Annotated in this window: 11 protein-coding genes and 2 riboswitches; of the genes, 7 read left to right on the top strand and 4 right to left on the bottom strand. The window is 35.0% G+C overall.

Going from position 1 to position 14,278, the window contains the following annotated elements; genetic code table 11:
• Positions 1-15: 15 nt before the first annotated feature.
• The 4 genes from AC0L5Q_RS00725 to AC0L5Q_RS00710 all read left to right on the top strand — a co-directional run bounded on the left by AC0L5Q_RS00725 (position 16) and on the right by AC0L5Q_RS00710 (position 4,482).
• A complete protein-coding gene (locus AC0L5Q_RS00725; RefSeq protein WP_473618242.1) occupies positions 16-2,061 on the top strand; it encodes an acetyl/propionyl/methylcrotonyl-CoA carboxylase subunit alpha in 2,046 nt (681 codons plus the stop codon).
• Complete coding sequence (locus tag AC0L5Q_RS00720) at positions 2,061-2,972, top strand: hydroxymethylglutaryl-CoA lyase (protein WP_473613600.1); 912 nt, start codon at positions 2,061-2,063, stop codon at positions 2,970-2,972. The genes AC0L5Q_RS00725 and AC0L5Q_RS00720 overlap by 1 nt, the downstream gene beginning before the upstream one ends.
• Positions 2,973-3,195: 223 nt before the next feature.
• A riboswitch (cyclic di-GMP riboswitch) is annotated at positions 3,196-3,289 on the top strand.
• Between the two features lie 61 nt (positions 3,290-3,350).
• On the top strand, positions 3,351-3,710 hold the full coding sequence (locus AC0L5Q_RS00715) for a DUF3718 domain-containing protein (RefSeq protein WP_473613598.1): 360 nt from the start codon (positions 3,351-3,353) through the stop codon (positions 3,708-3,710).
• A 257-nt stretch (positions 3,711-3,967) separates the two neighbouring features.
• A riboswitch (cyclic di-GMP riboswitch) is annotated at positions 3,968-4,061 on the top strand.
• On the top strand, positions 4,042-4,482 hold the full coding sequence (locus AC0L5Q_RS00710; RefSeq protein WP_473613597.1) for a DUF3718 domain-containing protein: 441 nt from the start codon (positions 4,042-4,044) through the stop codon (positions 4,480-4,482). (Overlaps the previous riboswitch by 20 nt.)
• 552 nt (positions 4,483-5,034) lie before the next feature.
• Here AC0L5Q_RS00710 and AC0L5Q_RS00705 read toward each other — a convergent pair.
• The 3 genes from AC0L5Q_RS00705 to AC0L5Q_RS00695 form a co-directional block, all read right to left on the bottom strand.
• Positions 5,035-6,609, bottom strand: a complete 1,575-nt coding sequence (locus AC0L5Q_RS00705) for an MFS transporter (RefSeq protein WP_473613596.1) — start codon at positions 6,607-6,609, stop codon at positions 5,035-5,037.
• A gap of 75 nt (positions 6,610-6,684) precedes the next feature.
• Positions 6,685-7,764, bottom strand: a complete 1,080-nt coding sequence (locus tag AC0L5Q_RS00700; RefSeq protein WP_473613595.1) for a glycoside hydrolase family 117 protein — start codon at positions 7,762-7,764, stop codon at positions 6,685-6,687.
• Between the two features lie 4 nt (positions 7,765-7,768).
• Positions 7,769-8,716, bottom strand: coding sequence for a sugar kinase (locus AC0L5Q_RS00695; RefSeq protein WP_473613594.1), 948 nt, complete (start codon positions 8,714-8,716; stop codon positions 7,769-7,771).
• Between the two features lie 177 nt (positions 8,717-8,893).
• On the opposite strand from AC0L5Q_RS00695, the gene AC0L5Q_RS00690 reads away from it, so the two are divergent.
• The 3 genes from AC0L5Q_RS00690 to AC0L5Q_RS00680 all read left to right on the top strand — a co-directional run bounded on the left by AC0L5Q_RS00690 (position 8,894) and on the right by AC0L5Q_RS00680 (position 13,471).
• The gene (locus tag AC0L5Q_RS00690) at positions 8,894-11,227 is read left to right on the top strand and encodes a beta-galactosidase (protein ID WP_473613593.1); all 2,334 of its coding nucleotides are present in this window, start codon (positions 8,894-8,896) and stop codon (positions 11,225-11,227) included.
• A 200-nt stretch (positions 11,228-11,427) separates the two neighbouring features.
• On the top strand, positions 11,428-12,042 hold the full coding sequence (locus tag AC0L5Q_RS00685) for a GntR family transcriptional regulator (protein WP_473613592.1): 615 nt from the start codon (positions 11,428-11,430) through the stop codon (positions 12,040-12,042).
• 400 nt (positions 12,043-12,442) lie between these two features.
• Entirely contained in the window at positions 12,443-13,471 is a 1,029-nt protein-coding gene (locus AC0L5Q_RS00680) for an NHL repeat-containing protein (RefSeq protein WP_473618348.1), read from the top strand.
• Between the two features lie 66 nt (positions 13,472-13,537).
• Here AC0L5Q_RS00680 and AC0L5Q_RS00675 read toward each other — a convergent pair whose 3' ends face one another.
• Complete coding sequence (locus AC0L5Q_RS00675) at positions 13,538-14,272, bottom strand: SapC family protein (protein WP_473613591.1); 735 nt, start codon at positions 14,270-14,272, stop codon at positions 13,538-13,540.
• Positions 14,273-14,278: the final 6 nt, after the last annotated feature.

Raw genomic sequence — 14,278 nt, 5'->3', positions numbered from 1 at the left:
AACAACCAGAGTAAAATGTTTACTAAAATTCTCATTGCTAACCGTGGGGAAATAGCCTGTCGTATTATTAAAACAGCTAAAAAAATGGGCATTTTAACTGTTGCGGTATATTCAGATGCCGATGAAAATGCTCTTCATGTAAAAATGGCAGACGAAGCCGTTTACATAGGTAAATCACCTTCAAGAGAAAGTTACCTGTTAAGTGAAAAAGTAATCGAAGCCGCAGTAAAAACAGGTGCTCAAGCTATTCATCCCGGTTATGGCTTTTTATCAGAAAACTCTGATTTTTGTCGCTTATGCGATCAAAACAATATTACCTTTATTGGCCCTCCTATTGGCGCTATTGAAGCTATGGGTTCAAAGTCTGCGGCTAAAAACATTATGCAAGCCGCTAACGTTCCTTTAGTACCGGGTTATCACGGAGACGATCAGTCAGAAGCCGTAATAAAAGGCGCGGCTGACAAAATGGGCTATCCTGTGCTATTAAAAGCAACTGCTGGTGGTGGCGGTAAAGGTATGCGCCAAATATGGAGTGCAGAAGAATTTACCGAAGGTTTTGAAGCGGTAAAACGTGAAGCATTATCATCGTTTGGTGACGATACCATGTTAGTTGAAAAATACTTAACACAACCTCGTCATGTAGAAATTCAAGTATTTTGTGATAATTACGGCAACGCTGTGTATTTATTCGAGCGTGATTGCTCGGTACAAAGACGTCATCAAAAAGTCGTAGAAGAAGCTCCAGCCTTTGCAATGACCGAAGAGCTACGTGATCAAATGGGTCAAGCGGCAATAAAATCTGCTCAAGCCATTGGTTATCAAGGTGCAGGGACTGTTGAATTTTTACTAGATTTTGATGGCTCATTTTACTTTATGGAAATGAACACACGCCTACAAGTTGAACACCCGGTTACTGAATTTATAACTAAGCAAGATTTAGTTGAATGGCAACTACGTGTTGCCGCAGGTGAAACACTACCTAAAACGCAAGATCAATTAAGTATTCATGGCCATGCTTTTGAAGCACGTATTTATGCTGAAGATGCAGACAATGACTTTCTACCTGATACAGGCACCCTCACCTTTATGCAAACACCTGAAGAATCAGAGTTTGTTCGCATAGATACTGGTGTATGCCAAGGTGATGAAGTTAGCGTATTTTATGATCCAATGTTCGCTAAATTAATTGTTTGGGGCGAAAACAGAGAAAAAGCCTTACAACGTTTAACCAAAGCGTTAGCTGAATATCATGTGGGCGGTGTAAAAACTAACTTAGAGTTTTTAAGTAAATTAGTTACCAGCAAGGCTTTTATTGATGAAGATATTGATACCGGTTTTATAGAAAAGCATCACGATGCAATATTTAACCGTAATACTAACGAGTCGTTATCGAATCAAGCGTCTATTGAAATAGCAAAATCAGCCTTATTGGTTTTACTCTTACAAAATCAATCAAAAATAAGCGCTGTTGATCCAACTTCTCCTTGGAACAACAACAATGCTTGGCAACTTAACGATAAGTGCACGCATAAATTAACCCTTGAGCACAACGCGACTGAATACAATATTGAAATTGAAGAAGTTGCTGATGCTAGCAACACTCATTCAAATAAAGTCAATTACCTTATTTCAGTTAATAATACTGTATTTTCATGCTACGGCGTAGTAAATAAAAACCAATTAATAACAACCATTGATGGCATAAAATCATCAGTATCAGCAACACTAGAAAATAACATCATCACCTTATATACCCATCAAGGAGCGGTTGTTATCAAAAATATTCAAGCTGATTTAGGTGACCATGGCAATGATGACAATCACGGTGGTTTACTCGCTCCAATGAACGGCACTATGGTAAGTATTTTAGTAAAATCAGGCGACACGGTAACTAAAAACCAACCACTTGTGATCATGGAAGCAATGAAAATGGAACATACTATTAGAGCCCCAGCAGACGGAGTTATAGATCATATATTCTACGCTGAAGGCGATATGGTTGACGGTGGTGCTGAATTGCTAGAATTTTCAGTCACTGAAAAAGATGAAGGAGAAAGCTAATGAGCTACGTAGCAGAAAACTTCCCTACAACAGTAACTATTGTGGAAGTTGGCCCAAGAGACGGTCTTCAAAACGAAAAACAATTAATCTCAGCTGAAGATAAAATAAGCTTAATTGATATGCTTGCTGATGCTGGAGTAACCAGTATTGAAAGTGGCAGTTTTGTATCACCTAAATGGGTACCACAAATGGCAACGTCTACCGACGTATTTAACGGCATTAATAAAAAAAGTGGCGTAAAGTACATGGCGCTTACACCTAATATTAAAGGATTTGAAGCAGCCATTAATGCCAATGTAGATGAAGTCGCAATTTTTGGTGCCGCTTCTGAAGCTTTTAGCCAAAAAAATATCAATTGCTCAATTGAAGAAAGTTTACAGCGATTTATCCCTTTAATTGAAGCAGCAAAAAAAGCAAACATTAAAGTGAGAGGCTATGTTTCTTGTGTGGTTGGTTGTCCATACGATGGTTATATTGAACCAGAGAAAGTTGCTGAAGTGGCAGAAAAACTGTATCAAATGGGCTGCTATGAAATTTCATTAGGCGATACTATAGGTGTTGGTACACCCGCCAGTGTTCAAAAAATGTTAGATGCAGTAAAGGCACGTATTCCTGTAGAAAAGCTTGCCGTACATTTTCATGATACATACGGACAAGCGCTAGCTAATATTTATACTGCACTAGAAAATGGAGTGTCAGTTATTGATAGCTCTGTTGCAGGTCTTGGTGGTTGCCCTTACGCAAAAGGTGCTTCTGGTAATGTAGCTACTGAAGATGTTCTCTATTTACTCAATGGTTTAAATATTACAACTAACATTGATATGGATAAATTACTAAAAGCTGGCTGGTTTATAAGTGAAAAATTAGGTAAACCCTCTAATTCTAAAGTATCTACGGCGTTAAAAACATAAAACATAAAATTAACAAATACAAAAAGCAATCTCATTTCAAATTTGTCTTTAAAAAACAATCCCCTAACGAGTAAAAAACAACTCACCAGGGGGATATCCTTTACAAAACCTTAACTTCCCCTTAACTTACCCTTAACCTAAGATTATGATATATAAAGGTTTTTTATTTACTAAAAGCTTACTACCCTTGCTTTTCAAGTGTTTATTTAATATACTGAATAAGACAGAGAAAAGGCAAGACACATGAAAATGTGTTACGCAAAACCACCGGTCTAAGGATTATATTATTATAAGTCTATGACAGCGGAGTTACCGAACGATAAGGTACATCCCGTGGTTTTTTCTTTTACTAACTCAATTAATCCAGAGGTTAATAAAATGAAAAAATTATTACTAGTTTCTACTATTACAGCTTTAACATTAACGACTATTGTAACAACGCCTAAAGCACAGGCTGCTAACATCGCCCAAAGCGTATGTGAGTATGTGGCTGCTGATGACAAGAAGCGTATGCGTTCTTTTTTAAAGACGAATAAGCTTAAAATTCGTAGTATTTTTGATGGTATTCAATGTAATGGTAAAAACCTGTTGGTGTTTGCAGCAGATAGAGGTTCAATTGAGACAGGCTCTTTGATGATTTCTAAATTACCAAAGAAAGTTGTCTCAGCTAACTTAGATTTATTGCAATCCGGATCACAACCATTATTAGAGGCAGCTAACAAACGCGTTAGTAGCTAATTTTATTTTTAGTAGGCGTTACTTGTTTTACAATATGTTTTACTAGAAATAACTCTATGTCATTAAAAAGCCAGCTTATGCTGGTTTTTTCATATAAACAATATAAATTTTATTAACAAAACCACAGTATTAATTATATATTCCCAAAAAAAATCGTCAGATAAAAATCCATTAAGAACATGATATAGTTTAAATTTCACTCTAATATGATAAAAATTTACTTGCTTTAAAATTTAAGATTAGCGATACTACGCTCGACAAAGAAAAGGCAAGACACGCGAAAACGTGTTACGCAAAACCACCGGTCTAAGGATTTACATTGGGTAAATCTATGACAGCGGAGTTACCGAACTATCAGGTACATCCCGTGGTTTTTTCTTTTACTAACTCAATTAATTACAAGGTTATTAAAATGAAAAAATTATTACTAGTTTCTACTATTACTGCTTTAACATTAACGTCTATCGTAACAACACCAAAAGCACAAGCTGCTAACATCGCCCAAAGTGTATGTGAGTATGTGGCTGCTGATGACAAGAAGCGTATGCGTTCTTTTTTAAAGACGAATAAACTTAAAATTCGTAGTATTTTTGATGGTATTCAATGTAATGGTAAAAACCTGTTGGTGTTTGCAGCAGATCAAGGGTCGATTGAAACAGGTTCTATGATGATTTCTAAATTACCAAAGAAAGTTGTTTCTGAAAACCTAGCTCTACTGCAATCCGGATCGCAACCATTATTAGAAGTAGCTAACGAACGCGTTAGTAGCTAACTTTATTTTTAGTAGGCGTTATTGTTTTACAATATGTTTTACTAGAGATAATTCTATGTCATTAAAAAAACCAGCTTAGGCTGGTTTTTTTTCGTTTCAATATTTGTATAACGACATCGCTACTTATACCAATCGCAATAACCAATCATTTATACTCCTTCAGATGTCCAATTACATCATTATTTAATAATTAGAACACTCCTTATTAAAATAAACATCTCGGCTACAGGACGTATATGCTTAGGTTCAGCCTCGAAGGATGAACCTGTGTATTTGACCATTTTATCTTGCTCTCGACATCGTTACTTCTTTAATATTGAGTTCAAGGCCATTAAGTTCATCACCTTGTATTAGAAATGCTTCTATCATTCAATAATCTCGGATCAGATTAACCTATTTCACTCTGGTAAAACTAAATAACAACCTGTAATTCAATAAATAATACAAAACATCAATATGATTTAAAGATAAATAACTCAAATAATTAATAGCCAAGTTGTTATCAAAAAAAAGCCTCAACATTCGTGAGGCTTTAGTACTTAATCAATATCCTTATTTAGCTGCTAGTTCAAGCTCTATTTCTTCAATGGTTTTATTTTTAGTTTCAGGGATAACTTTATACGAGAAAAACAATCCTATTACACAACAAATTAGATACAAACCAAACGTTGAAACGGCCCCCATATTAGCTAACTGCCACGGGAAGAATAGCGGCACAACAATACCACCAAAAACACTCGCTACAAAGCCACATAATGGAATAGCTACAGCACGTACTTTCGTTGTAAAGACTTCTGATAAAAGTATCCAAACAACAGGCCCTAACGAAAAGTTATAAGCACATTGAAAACTAATAATACCAATCAATACCATTAAGCCATTAATAGAAGTAGCGGCTGTCATTATGCTACCTTCTAAATTCACAAAGCTTTCACGACCAATTACATTTTCTACTGCCTGTTTAAATTCAAAATCAGAAGCAAACTCTACATTTAATAAAGGTTGTAACAATGAAATATCTACAGAGTCTTTTAATGCGATAACGGATTCAGCTGTTAGCATATATGTTGCGTTAAAAAATCCTAAAGTAACAAGTCCTAAACTTAAAATAGCCCAAGTTAAGCCGCCAAGTAAAATAGGTCTACGTCCAAGTTTATCAATAAAGACTAAAGCAAGTACTGTAAATAATAAACCTATACCACCTACCATAACTGTTTGTCCAAAAGCAGAACTTTCACTGCCACCCAGTTGTGAAAATATGGTTGGCATGTAAGCTAAAACGGCATTCATACCAGTCATAGGTTGAATGATAGTAATAACAACACCAATAATTAATGCTGTACGCATTGTAGGAGTACAAAGTAACTTAAACTGTTGAACTAAAGATAATGCATGATGATTTGTGTCATTCAAACTATGCACAATTTCATGCATTTGTTTGTCTAACTCTTCAGGCTCTGTAATTTTAGTCAAAGCTTGTTTGGCTCGCTCTTCTTTTCCGTTTAATGCCAACCAACGAGGGCTTTCAGGTACTATAAATAACGCTAAAAACCATAAGAACGCTGGAACTATTTCGGCACCTAACATCCAGCGCCAAGCGTTATCCGCGTGTAATCCAATATTTATCGCCCAGTCAGCATTTTGTTCTGTGGCATTAATAATGTAGTAATTAAAAATCTGAGCAACAAAAATACCAATAACAATATTTAACTGATTTAAACCCACCAGTTTTCCACGTGATTTAGGTGGTGCAATTTCACCTATATACATAGAGGCTAGCGATAAAGAAGCAAATGCTAAACCACCAAGAAAACGAGCCCAAAATAAAAATTCGGCACTGGGTGCATAAGCTGATCCTATAGCCGATAAAGTATATAGCGCAGCGATGGTTAATGCTGTATTTTTTCGACCAAATTTATCCGAAAAATAACTGGTACAAATAAGCCCAACTAATGCGCCCCAGCCTGGGCCTGAAACAATATAACCAACTTCTAACGCACTTAAACCAAATTCTAATGTTATTGCTTTAATCGTTCCTGAAATAAGGATGATATCTAAACCGAAGACAAAACCACCAAAGGCAATAATTAACGAGTATAAAAATGCATTTCTTGTAGGTGTAAACATATAACACTACCTATTTTTGAATGTTTTTAAAAGAAAACCACTTTACGACAATACGTTAAAGTGGTTTTATGTGTTTTAGCTACCAGTATTTTGGAACGTTCCAGCATCTAATATTTGCTTGCGTGTTGTGTATTTACAAATAAAGTTCCAGTTCCAGCTAGCATCGTATTTATGGCAAAGTCCCCATGCTACACCTGGTTTTTCAAGTTCTTCTGTACCACTACGATACAAACCAATAGCTTCAGGTGCACCTTTAATATGTGCTTTTATTTCAAAGTTAATACCATCTGGCGCAAATTGTACTGTATTTTTTTCAGGTCCATCGGTCGTTAGTAATGAAGCTATTCCGCCAAGGTAATTCCACACAACGACTTCGTGCCCGCTATTTGAGATTGGATTATATTCAGACTTAATATACGGCCCTTCAATATTGTCAGCAATAGCAACACCATGCTTAATTTCTCTCCCTCCAAAGTTCATTCCCTCTCCCATAGTTTCACCTTTGTAATAAAGATAAAATTTTTGATTAAAAAATAATAAACAAGGATCGTGTACTTTATGGCTATCAAAACTGCCTTTAGATTTAACATTAAATCGACTATCTTCATCACCTTCCCACTCTCCATCCATTGAAGGACTTAAAATAGGTTGTGTAGACTTTTTCCAAGGGCCATATGGGCTATCTGCAATAGCTAATGCCACTTGCTCTATTTGACGATTTACATAAGGAAACTGAACAGTTTGGTACACCAAATAATATTTATTTTCATGTACTAAAACTTCAGGTGTAAAAACAGCCCTATCATCGAAAGCCCCTGCTTCACCGCGCTCAATAGCAACGCCTTCTTCTTTCCATGTTTCAGTATCTTGTGAAGTTGCATGCCAAACTTCAGTTAAATCCCATGGGAAAACTTTATCTTCAATGTTAGAAGAACCAAAACCGACCGTTTCTCCTTGTCCTTTCGTATACCAACAATGATATAAATCACCTACTTTGATCACTGAGGTAGGATCACGTCTTATAACACCTTCTTCAAAAGCAAAATCGCCTTTTAAAGGCTTTATATCAAACTCTGTCATCCAATCAGAGTTTTTCTGATCATATCCGCGTTCGATTGCACGCTTACTTGCCAAACTTAGTTTTTTTTCTTGCATACGCTTAGACCTTAACTTTATTTTTCGTTGCTATTTCAGACTGATATATAGTCTGACTTAAAATTGCACCTTTATGTTGTACAACTTTCCCTGCAATAAAGCAGGCGTTTTTTATTGATTGGGAGATAGTACTGTCAGAAAGTCTTGAAGCTAAATATGTACCTGCAAAAGAATCTCCTGCTGCGGTACTATCTACTTGAATAGGAGCGGCTTCAAAAGGTTGATGTGCAACTTGTTGGTTGTTTTCAAATCCATAAGTTCCATTTTTACCACATTTAATAATCACCTCTTTGGCATCTAAAGCATGGCAATAATCAGCTATTTCTTGATAAGTTGTATGACCATAAAGCTCTTCATGTTCTTCAAGCCCTGGCATAACAATATCGCTATTTTTATAAGATTGCTCTAACCAATGAATAGCATGTTCCTTATTCTGCCACATAGCAGGCCGATAATTAGGATCAAACGCTATTTTGCTACCTAAACGCCTTAATTGCGTTAGTAGGTCAAAGAGTAAACCTTTATCTTCATCAGATAAAATGCCTAATGTAATGCCACTAAAAAAAACAATATCAAAGCCTGAGCACATTTGCACAAGTTCATCTAAAGGCTTTAGTGTCATCATATGAGTCGCTGCTGAGTTTTTTCGCCAATAGCTAAAACTCCTCTCACCCAATTCGTCTGTTGATATACTGTATATTCCAATAGTAAGTTCTTTCGTTTTTATACATTGTTCATTTGAAATTTTTTCAAATGCCCATCTTTCCTGCATATCATTACTAACTTCATCGGCACCTATGGCAGTAAAAAAGCTTGTTTTTATATTAGGATTAAATCTGTTGGCATATACCAATGCATTATAGGTATCACCAGCATAAGACTTTCTAATAGTGTCTGCATTTTCATGAGTTAATTCCAACATGCATTCACCAACAGCTAAAAGTTTTTTCATTTAATATTAAGCCTCGTTAACCCTTTAAGTCATCACTGACGATTTTCGTTATACTTAGAATCTAGTTTTAAGTTAATTATATTACCTCAAAAAACAAACATTGTTAACAATTTTCATTTTACAAATATATAGGTATACTCAGCTAAATAAAGAAAGATGACAATATAAGGCAAAAAAATGAACCGTAATTTTATTTACTCTATTGTTGCTGCGTCTTTGATCTCTGTAGTTGGTTGCCAACAAACAGAAAAACAATCAAACACAGCAGTAAAACAAACACAATCGGCTAGCTCTGAACTAACCAGCCTGCTAAATTTTAATAACGATACAGACAATAAGTTTATAGAAACCTATAATACGCAAACTCGTGTTATAGGTGATAACGCGCTTAATGTTAATTTTCAATCAAAAGAAAATAGCTACGCTTCTATTAGTTTTACTCCATCAACTCCGTGGGATTGGAGTCATTTTGAAGACTTCAACCTTGCATTTGATATAGCCAATCCAGGCGAACATTCAGTACAAATATACTTAGATATAACAGATATCGACGGTGCTAACTATACAAGAACCGTTAATGTCGCCAGAGGCAAGGCTAATACTTACTACGCCAAAATGGCTGGCCATGATTTAGGTACGCCTGAAGGTGACGAAGCAGTAGAGTTAAATTTTAACTCTGGCCTTAGATCAAACCCTGATACGTGGGAATCAGACGAATTACAATTTGTTTCTATGTGGGGTAAAAAAAATCTTAACCTTGCAGGCATTAAGAAAATAAATTTAAGTGTACAAAGTGCGTTACACGATAAAACAATAATTATTAAAAATGTTCGATTGAGAAAAAATCCAGAATTTAACAAGCAATATTTAACCCATATTGTTGATGAATTTGGCCAAAATGCTAAACAAAATTTTCCTTTTAAAATAAATTCTCAAGCTGATCTAATTAAAGAAAGAGATGCCGAAAGTAAATTATTAGACGGTAAATTAACAGAAGGTTATTCAAAATTTGGAGGTTGGTTAAATGGTCCTAAATTGAAAGCAACAGGATTTTTTAGAACCGAAAAAGTCAACGGTAAATGGTCATTAGTTGATCCTGAAGGCTATTTATATTTTGCTACAGGTATCGACATTATTCGTTTATCAAACTCTACAACAATGACTGGCTATGATTTTGATCAAGAAGTATTAGCGAAAAAAGATCCAAACGATGTAACGCCTGAAGATTCTCAAGGATTAAACCGCGTCAGCAATAACGCTATACCAACAAGATTTGTTGCATCTGAAATTAGAAAAAACTTGTTTGAATGGTTACCTAGCTACGATGAACCATTAGGAAAACACTATGGTTACAGAAAAAGTGCTCATTCAGGTCCACTTAAACATGGAGAAACGTACAGCTTTTATTCAGCCAACTTAGAGCGTAAATACGGCCAAAACAACGCTAATTACCTAGACAAATGGCAAGAAGTTACCGTTAACAGAATGAAAAACTGGGGATTTACCTCTTTAGGTAACTGGACGGATCCAAGCTACTACGACAATAACCAAGTTCCTTATTTTGCTAATGGATGGATTATTGGTGACTTTAAAACCGTATCAAGTGGCAATGACTTTTGGGCACCTTTACCAGATGTTTTTGATCCCGTATTTAAAGAAAGAGCATTAGTTACCGCTAAAACTATATCGGAACAAATTAAAGCAAACCCTTGGTGTGTCGGTATCTTTATTGATAATGAAAAAAGCTTCGGCCGAAGTGAATCTAAAGAATCTTTATACGGTATAGTGATTAACACCTTAACTCGCGACGGTAAAACAGTACCAACTAAAGCTGAATTTACACGCTTAATGAAGAACAAGTACAAAGATATTCAGCAATTAAATACCGCATGGAACAAAAAAATTGCTTCTTGGGACGAGTTTAACACAGGCATTGACTCAACGTTTAAAACGGAAAAACAAGTTGAAGACTACTCTCTATTATTGAGTGCCTATGCTGATAAATACTTTAGTGTTGTTGACTCAGCTTTAAATACTTATGTACCAAATCATATGTATTTAGGCGCTAGATTCCCTGATTGGGGTAAACCTATGGAAGTAGTAAAAGCATCAGCTAAATATGTAGATGTAGTCAGTTACAACATCTATAAAGAAGGTATTCATCCTGAATCTTGGAAATTTTTAGAAGAAATTGATATGCCAAGTATTATTGGAGAATTTCATGTTGGCGCTCGAGATACTGGATTATTCCATCCTGGTTTGATCCAAGCATCAGATCAAGAAGATAGAGCAAAAATGTATAAAGATTACATGAACTCAGTAATTAATAATCCTTACTTTATAGGTGCTCATTGGTTTCAATACATTGACTCACCTATTACAGGTAGAGCTTATGATGGTGAAAACTATAACGTTGGCTTTATTTCAGTAACCGATTCACCTTATCCTCCTATGATTAAAGCTGCTAAAGAGCTTCATTCACAAATGTATCAACAGCGATTTGGTAAGTAATACTGTTTTAAATAACGGAATTTTGTTAACAAAATTCCGTTATTTTCTACAAAGTAAACTTTAATTTATTGTTTCTATCATTAATATTATGTTTTAAAAGCAAAAGACCTGTTTTTTGTAAACAATAAAACATAAAGCAATTGTAAAAAAAATCATTTTTACATAAGATATAACCTATAAATAATCACTAAGGCAAAGATATGGTTGCGAAAAGACCAACAAAAATTTTATCCGTTAAAGATCAAATTGCAGAGCAGCTTCGCTCAGATATAATTTCAGGAGAGTTAGCTCCTAATACCAAATTGAACGAAAAAGAGTTAGCTGAACGTTTTGGTTTATCACGTGGTCCTATTCGCGATGTAATATTACAGTTAACCAAAGAAGGTTTACTCATATCTAAAAATAACTGTGGCGCTTCAGTTAACAGTTTATTAGATCCTAAATTACAAAAACTCATGATCAACTTACGACGAAACATTGAGTTATTTGCTATTGATCAATTAAAAGACTCTCTTACCGAAGAAGATTTCCAAGAGCTTGAAAATATTTTGACTGAACTGCAAGCAGCCTTTGATAATCAAGACTATACCGAAGTAACGAAAGTAGACATATCTTTTCATAACTACCTTATATACAAAGCAGGTGGTGACGAACTTGTTAACATTTGGTATCCCTACGTAATGAGAATGCGCTTAAATTACAAACGCTTAACTACAAGTTCTGCTTGTGTTAACGAACATAGACTTATTCTAGATGCATTAAAAAGTGGCGATATAAACAAAGCCTCTAAAGCTGTTAAAGCTAACATTAAATAAAACATTTATTCAGTGGCATAAATTCATTTAATCGCCTAATCTATTCAATTTAAAAGCGTTTTCATAAAAACATCAAATAAAACGCTTTTAAATGGATACCAATCCCCAGCTAAAACGTTGTTGATTTCTGTTATATTCCCTCAAACAACATTGTTAACAATTTAAATTTCACAATAAGATTAAAGTTGATACAATAATATCTATTTCATTACTAAGTTGATCTATTTTTATTAAAAATAACCTAGCTAGTATTTAGACTAGGAATGATTGATTTATTAGTAAGGTAGATAAATGCATACTTGTTCTATTTTAAAATATTAATTCAACCTCAAGGTATACAAACGTGATAACTCATAATCAAGCCGCTACATTTCCAAAATCTTCAGTTGATCCTCACGGTATGGTTGTTGGACAAGGCGACTTTACCTACCGGGTAAATACACAATGGGCAAAACTAGATACTTCAAAAACACCTGTAGAAAACTGTCATGACTTAGCAATAGACTCACAAGGTCGCATTATTTTAGTGACCGATAATATCGCTAATAATTTCATTATATTCAACAAAGACGGTGAATTTATTGACGCATGGGGAACAGAATATCCTGGAGCGCATGCTATAAAAATAGTAAACGAAAACGGTGAAGATTTTATCTATGTTGTAGACAGCGGCTGGATATTAAATAAAAACTGGGATGGAAAATCAACTGACGCTTGGGAGTCACCTTTCAATAAAGTTATTGCTCAATCAGGTTTTATTTCAAAGTTAACGCTCGATGGCAAACTGATCTTTACCCTAGGTCACCCACAAACAATTGATGTATATACACCTGACATGCCATTTAGGCCAACAGACATAGCCATAGCACCTAATGGTGACTTATATGTTACTGATGGCTATGGTTCTGACTTTGTATTGCAATATGACTCTCAAGGACGCTTTATTCGTTGTTGGGGCGGTCATGAAAATAAAAATGACAAACTAAATTTAAAAAATACCCATGGCATTGCAATAGATTTACGCACACCAAACGATCCTCACCTTATTATAAGTTCGCGTGCAGAACAATCTCTTAAATTATTTGAAATGAATGGTGACTATCGTTCAACAATTGATGTAGCTGGAGCCTATATAGGTGGACCTAAATTTAGCGGTGAAAACTTTTTCGCTCCTGTATGTTGGTCACATATTGATAACACTAATGCTCAAGAGTCTGGTTTTATTTCTATATTTAATAAAGAAAATAAAGTTATTGCTAACTTAGGTGGTACGCAACCAGAATATATAAATGGTCAACTTCAACCGATGCAAAGCTCATGGGATGTGTTCCAACATTGCCATGGTATTTGTATAGATGATGAAGAAAATTTATACGTTGGCCAATGGAACTCTCATCACGCCCTTCCCTATAAACTAGAACGTCTCTAAAACATTTAAAAGCGTTGAGTACAGTTAAATTAATTCAACGCTTTTTATTTGAATTTGAAAGTTCAATTACTTCTTATTACTTGTTAAACGCTTACGTTTAAGAACTATCAGTTTTTGTACATGTCCTATTGATGCCATAAGTAAATAACATGCTTGTAAATAACCTTTTTGATGGAGTTCAGTTAATACTTCGGTTGATAGTTTTTTTAGCTTATCTTCGTTTATTGTGTATATACCATCAAAACGCTTATCTTCATTATTAAAAGAAACCGTGAGTTGTACCGCTTCAATTAAATCATGTTTAGAAAGTATTTTAATAAAAGCTTCCGTTTGAATCATGCCGTTAATCAGTGTTGCTAGCTGATTATTAACCTCATTCATATAAGCGGTTGTATTACCTTCGTCATCAAAGATCCGTTCACCTTCGGCTTCTTGAACACGGGTATTATCCATATTAATAGTAATTACGGTATTCTCTGGCGTAGGATTGGCGCCTGCAGGGCTATTAACTGCCACCATAAATGGCTGACGGCGTATATGAAGCGGAATATAATTAGCATCCCACTGTTCTTCATTTAAAAATAAATTTTCGCCTGCCTCAAAACCTAATAAAGCACTTAAACCAAATTGACCTGTTTCATTGTCTTTAATTAAACACACAGGGTATTCAAGTATCAGTTTATTTAATTCAGCAGCAACAACAGGAACTAAATGAATATTCTCTCCAAATTTAGCGCCTCGTCCCTTTATTACACGTGTATTTTTATGCTTATTTGTATCTAAAACTGTAAAATTTGTCATATATCT

The organism is Pseudocolwellia sp. G5-9, assembly GCF_055808995.1.
The sequence above is the reverse complement of the archived record's forward strand: the minus strand, read 5'-3'. Positions and strand labels throughout refer to the sequence as shown.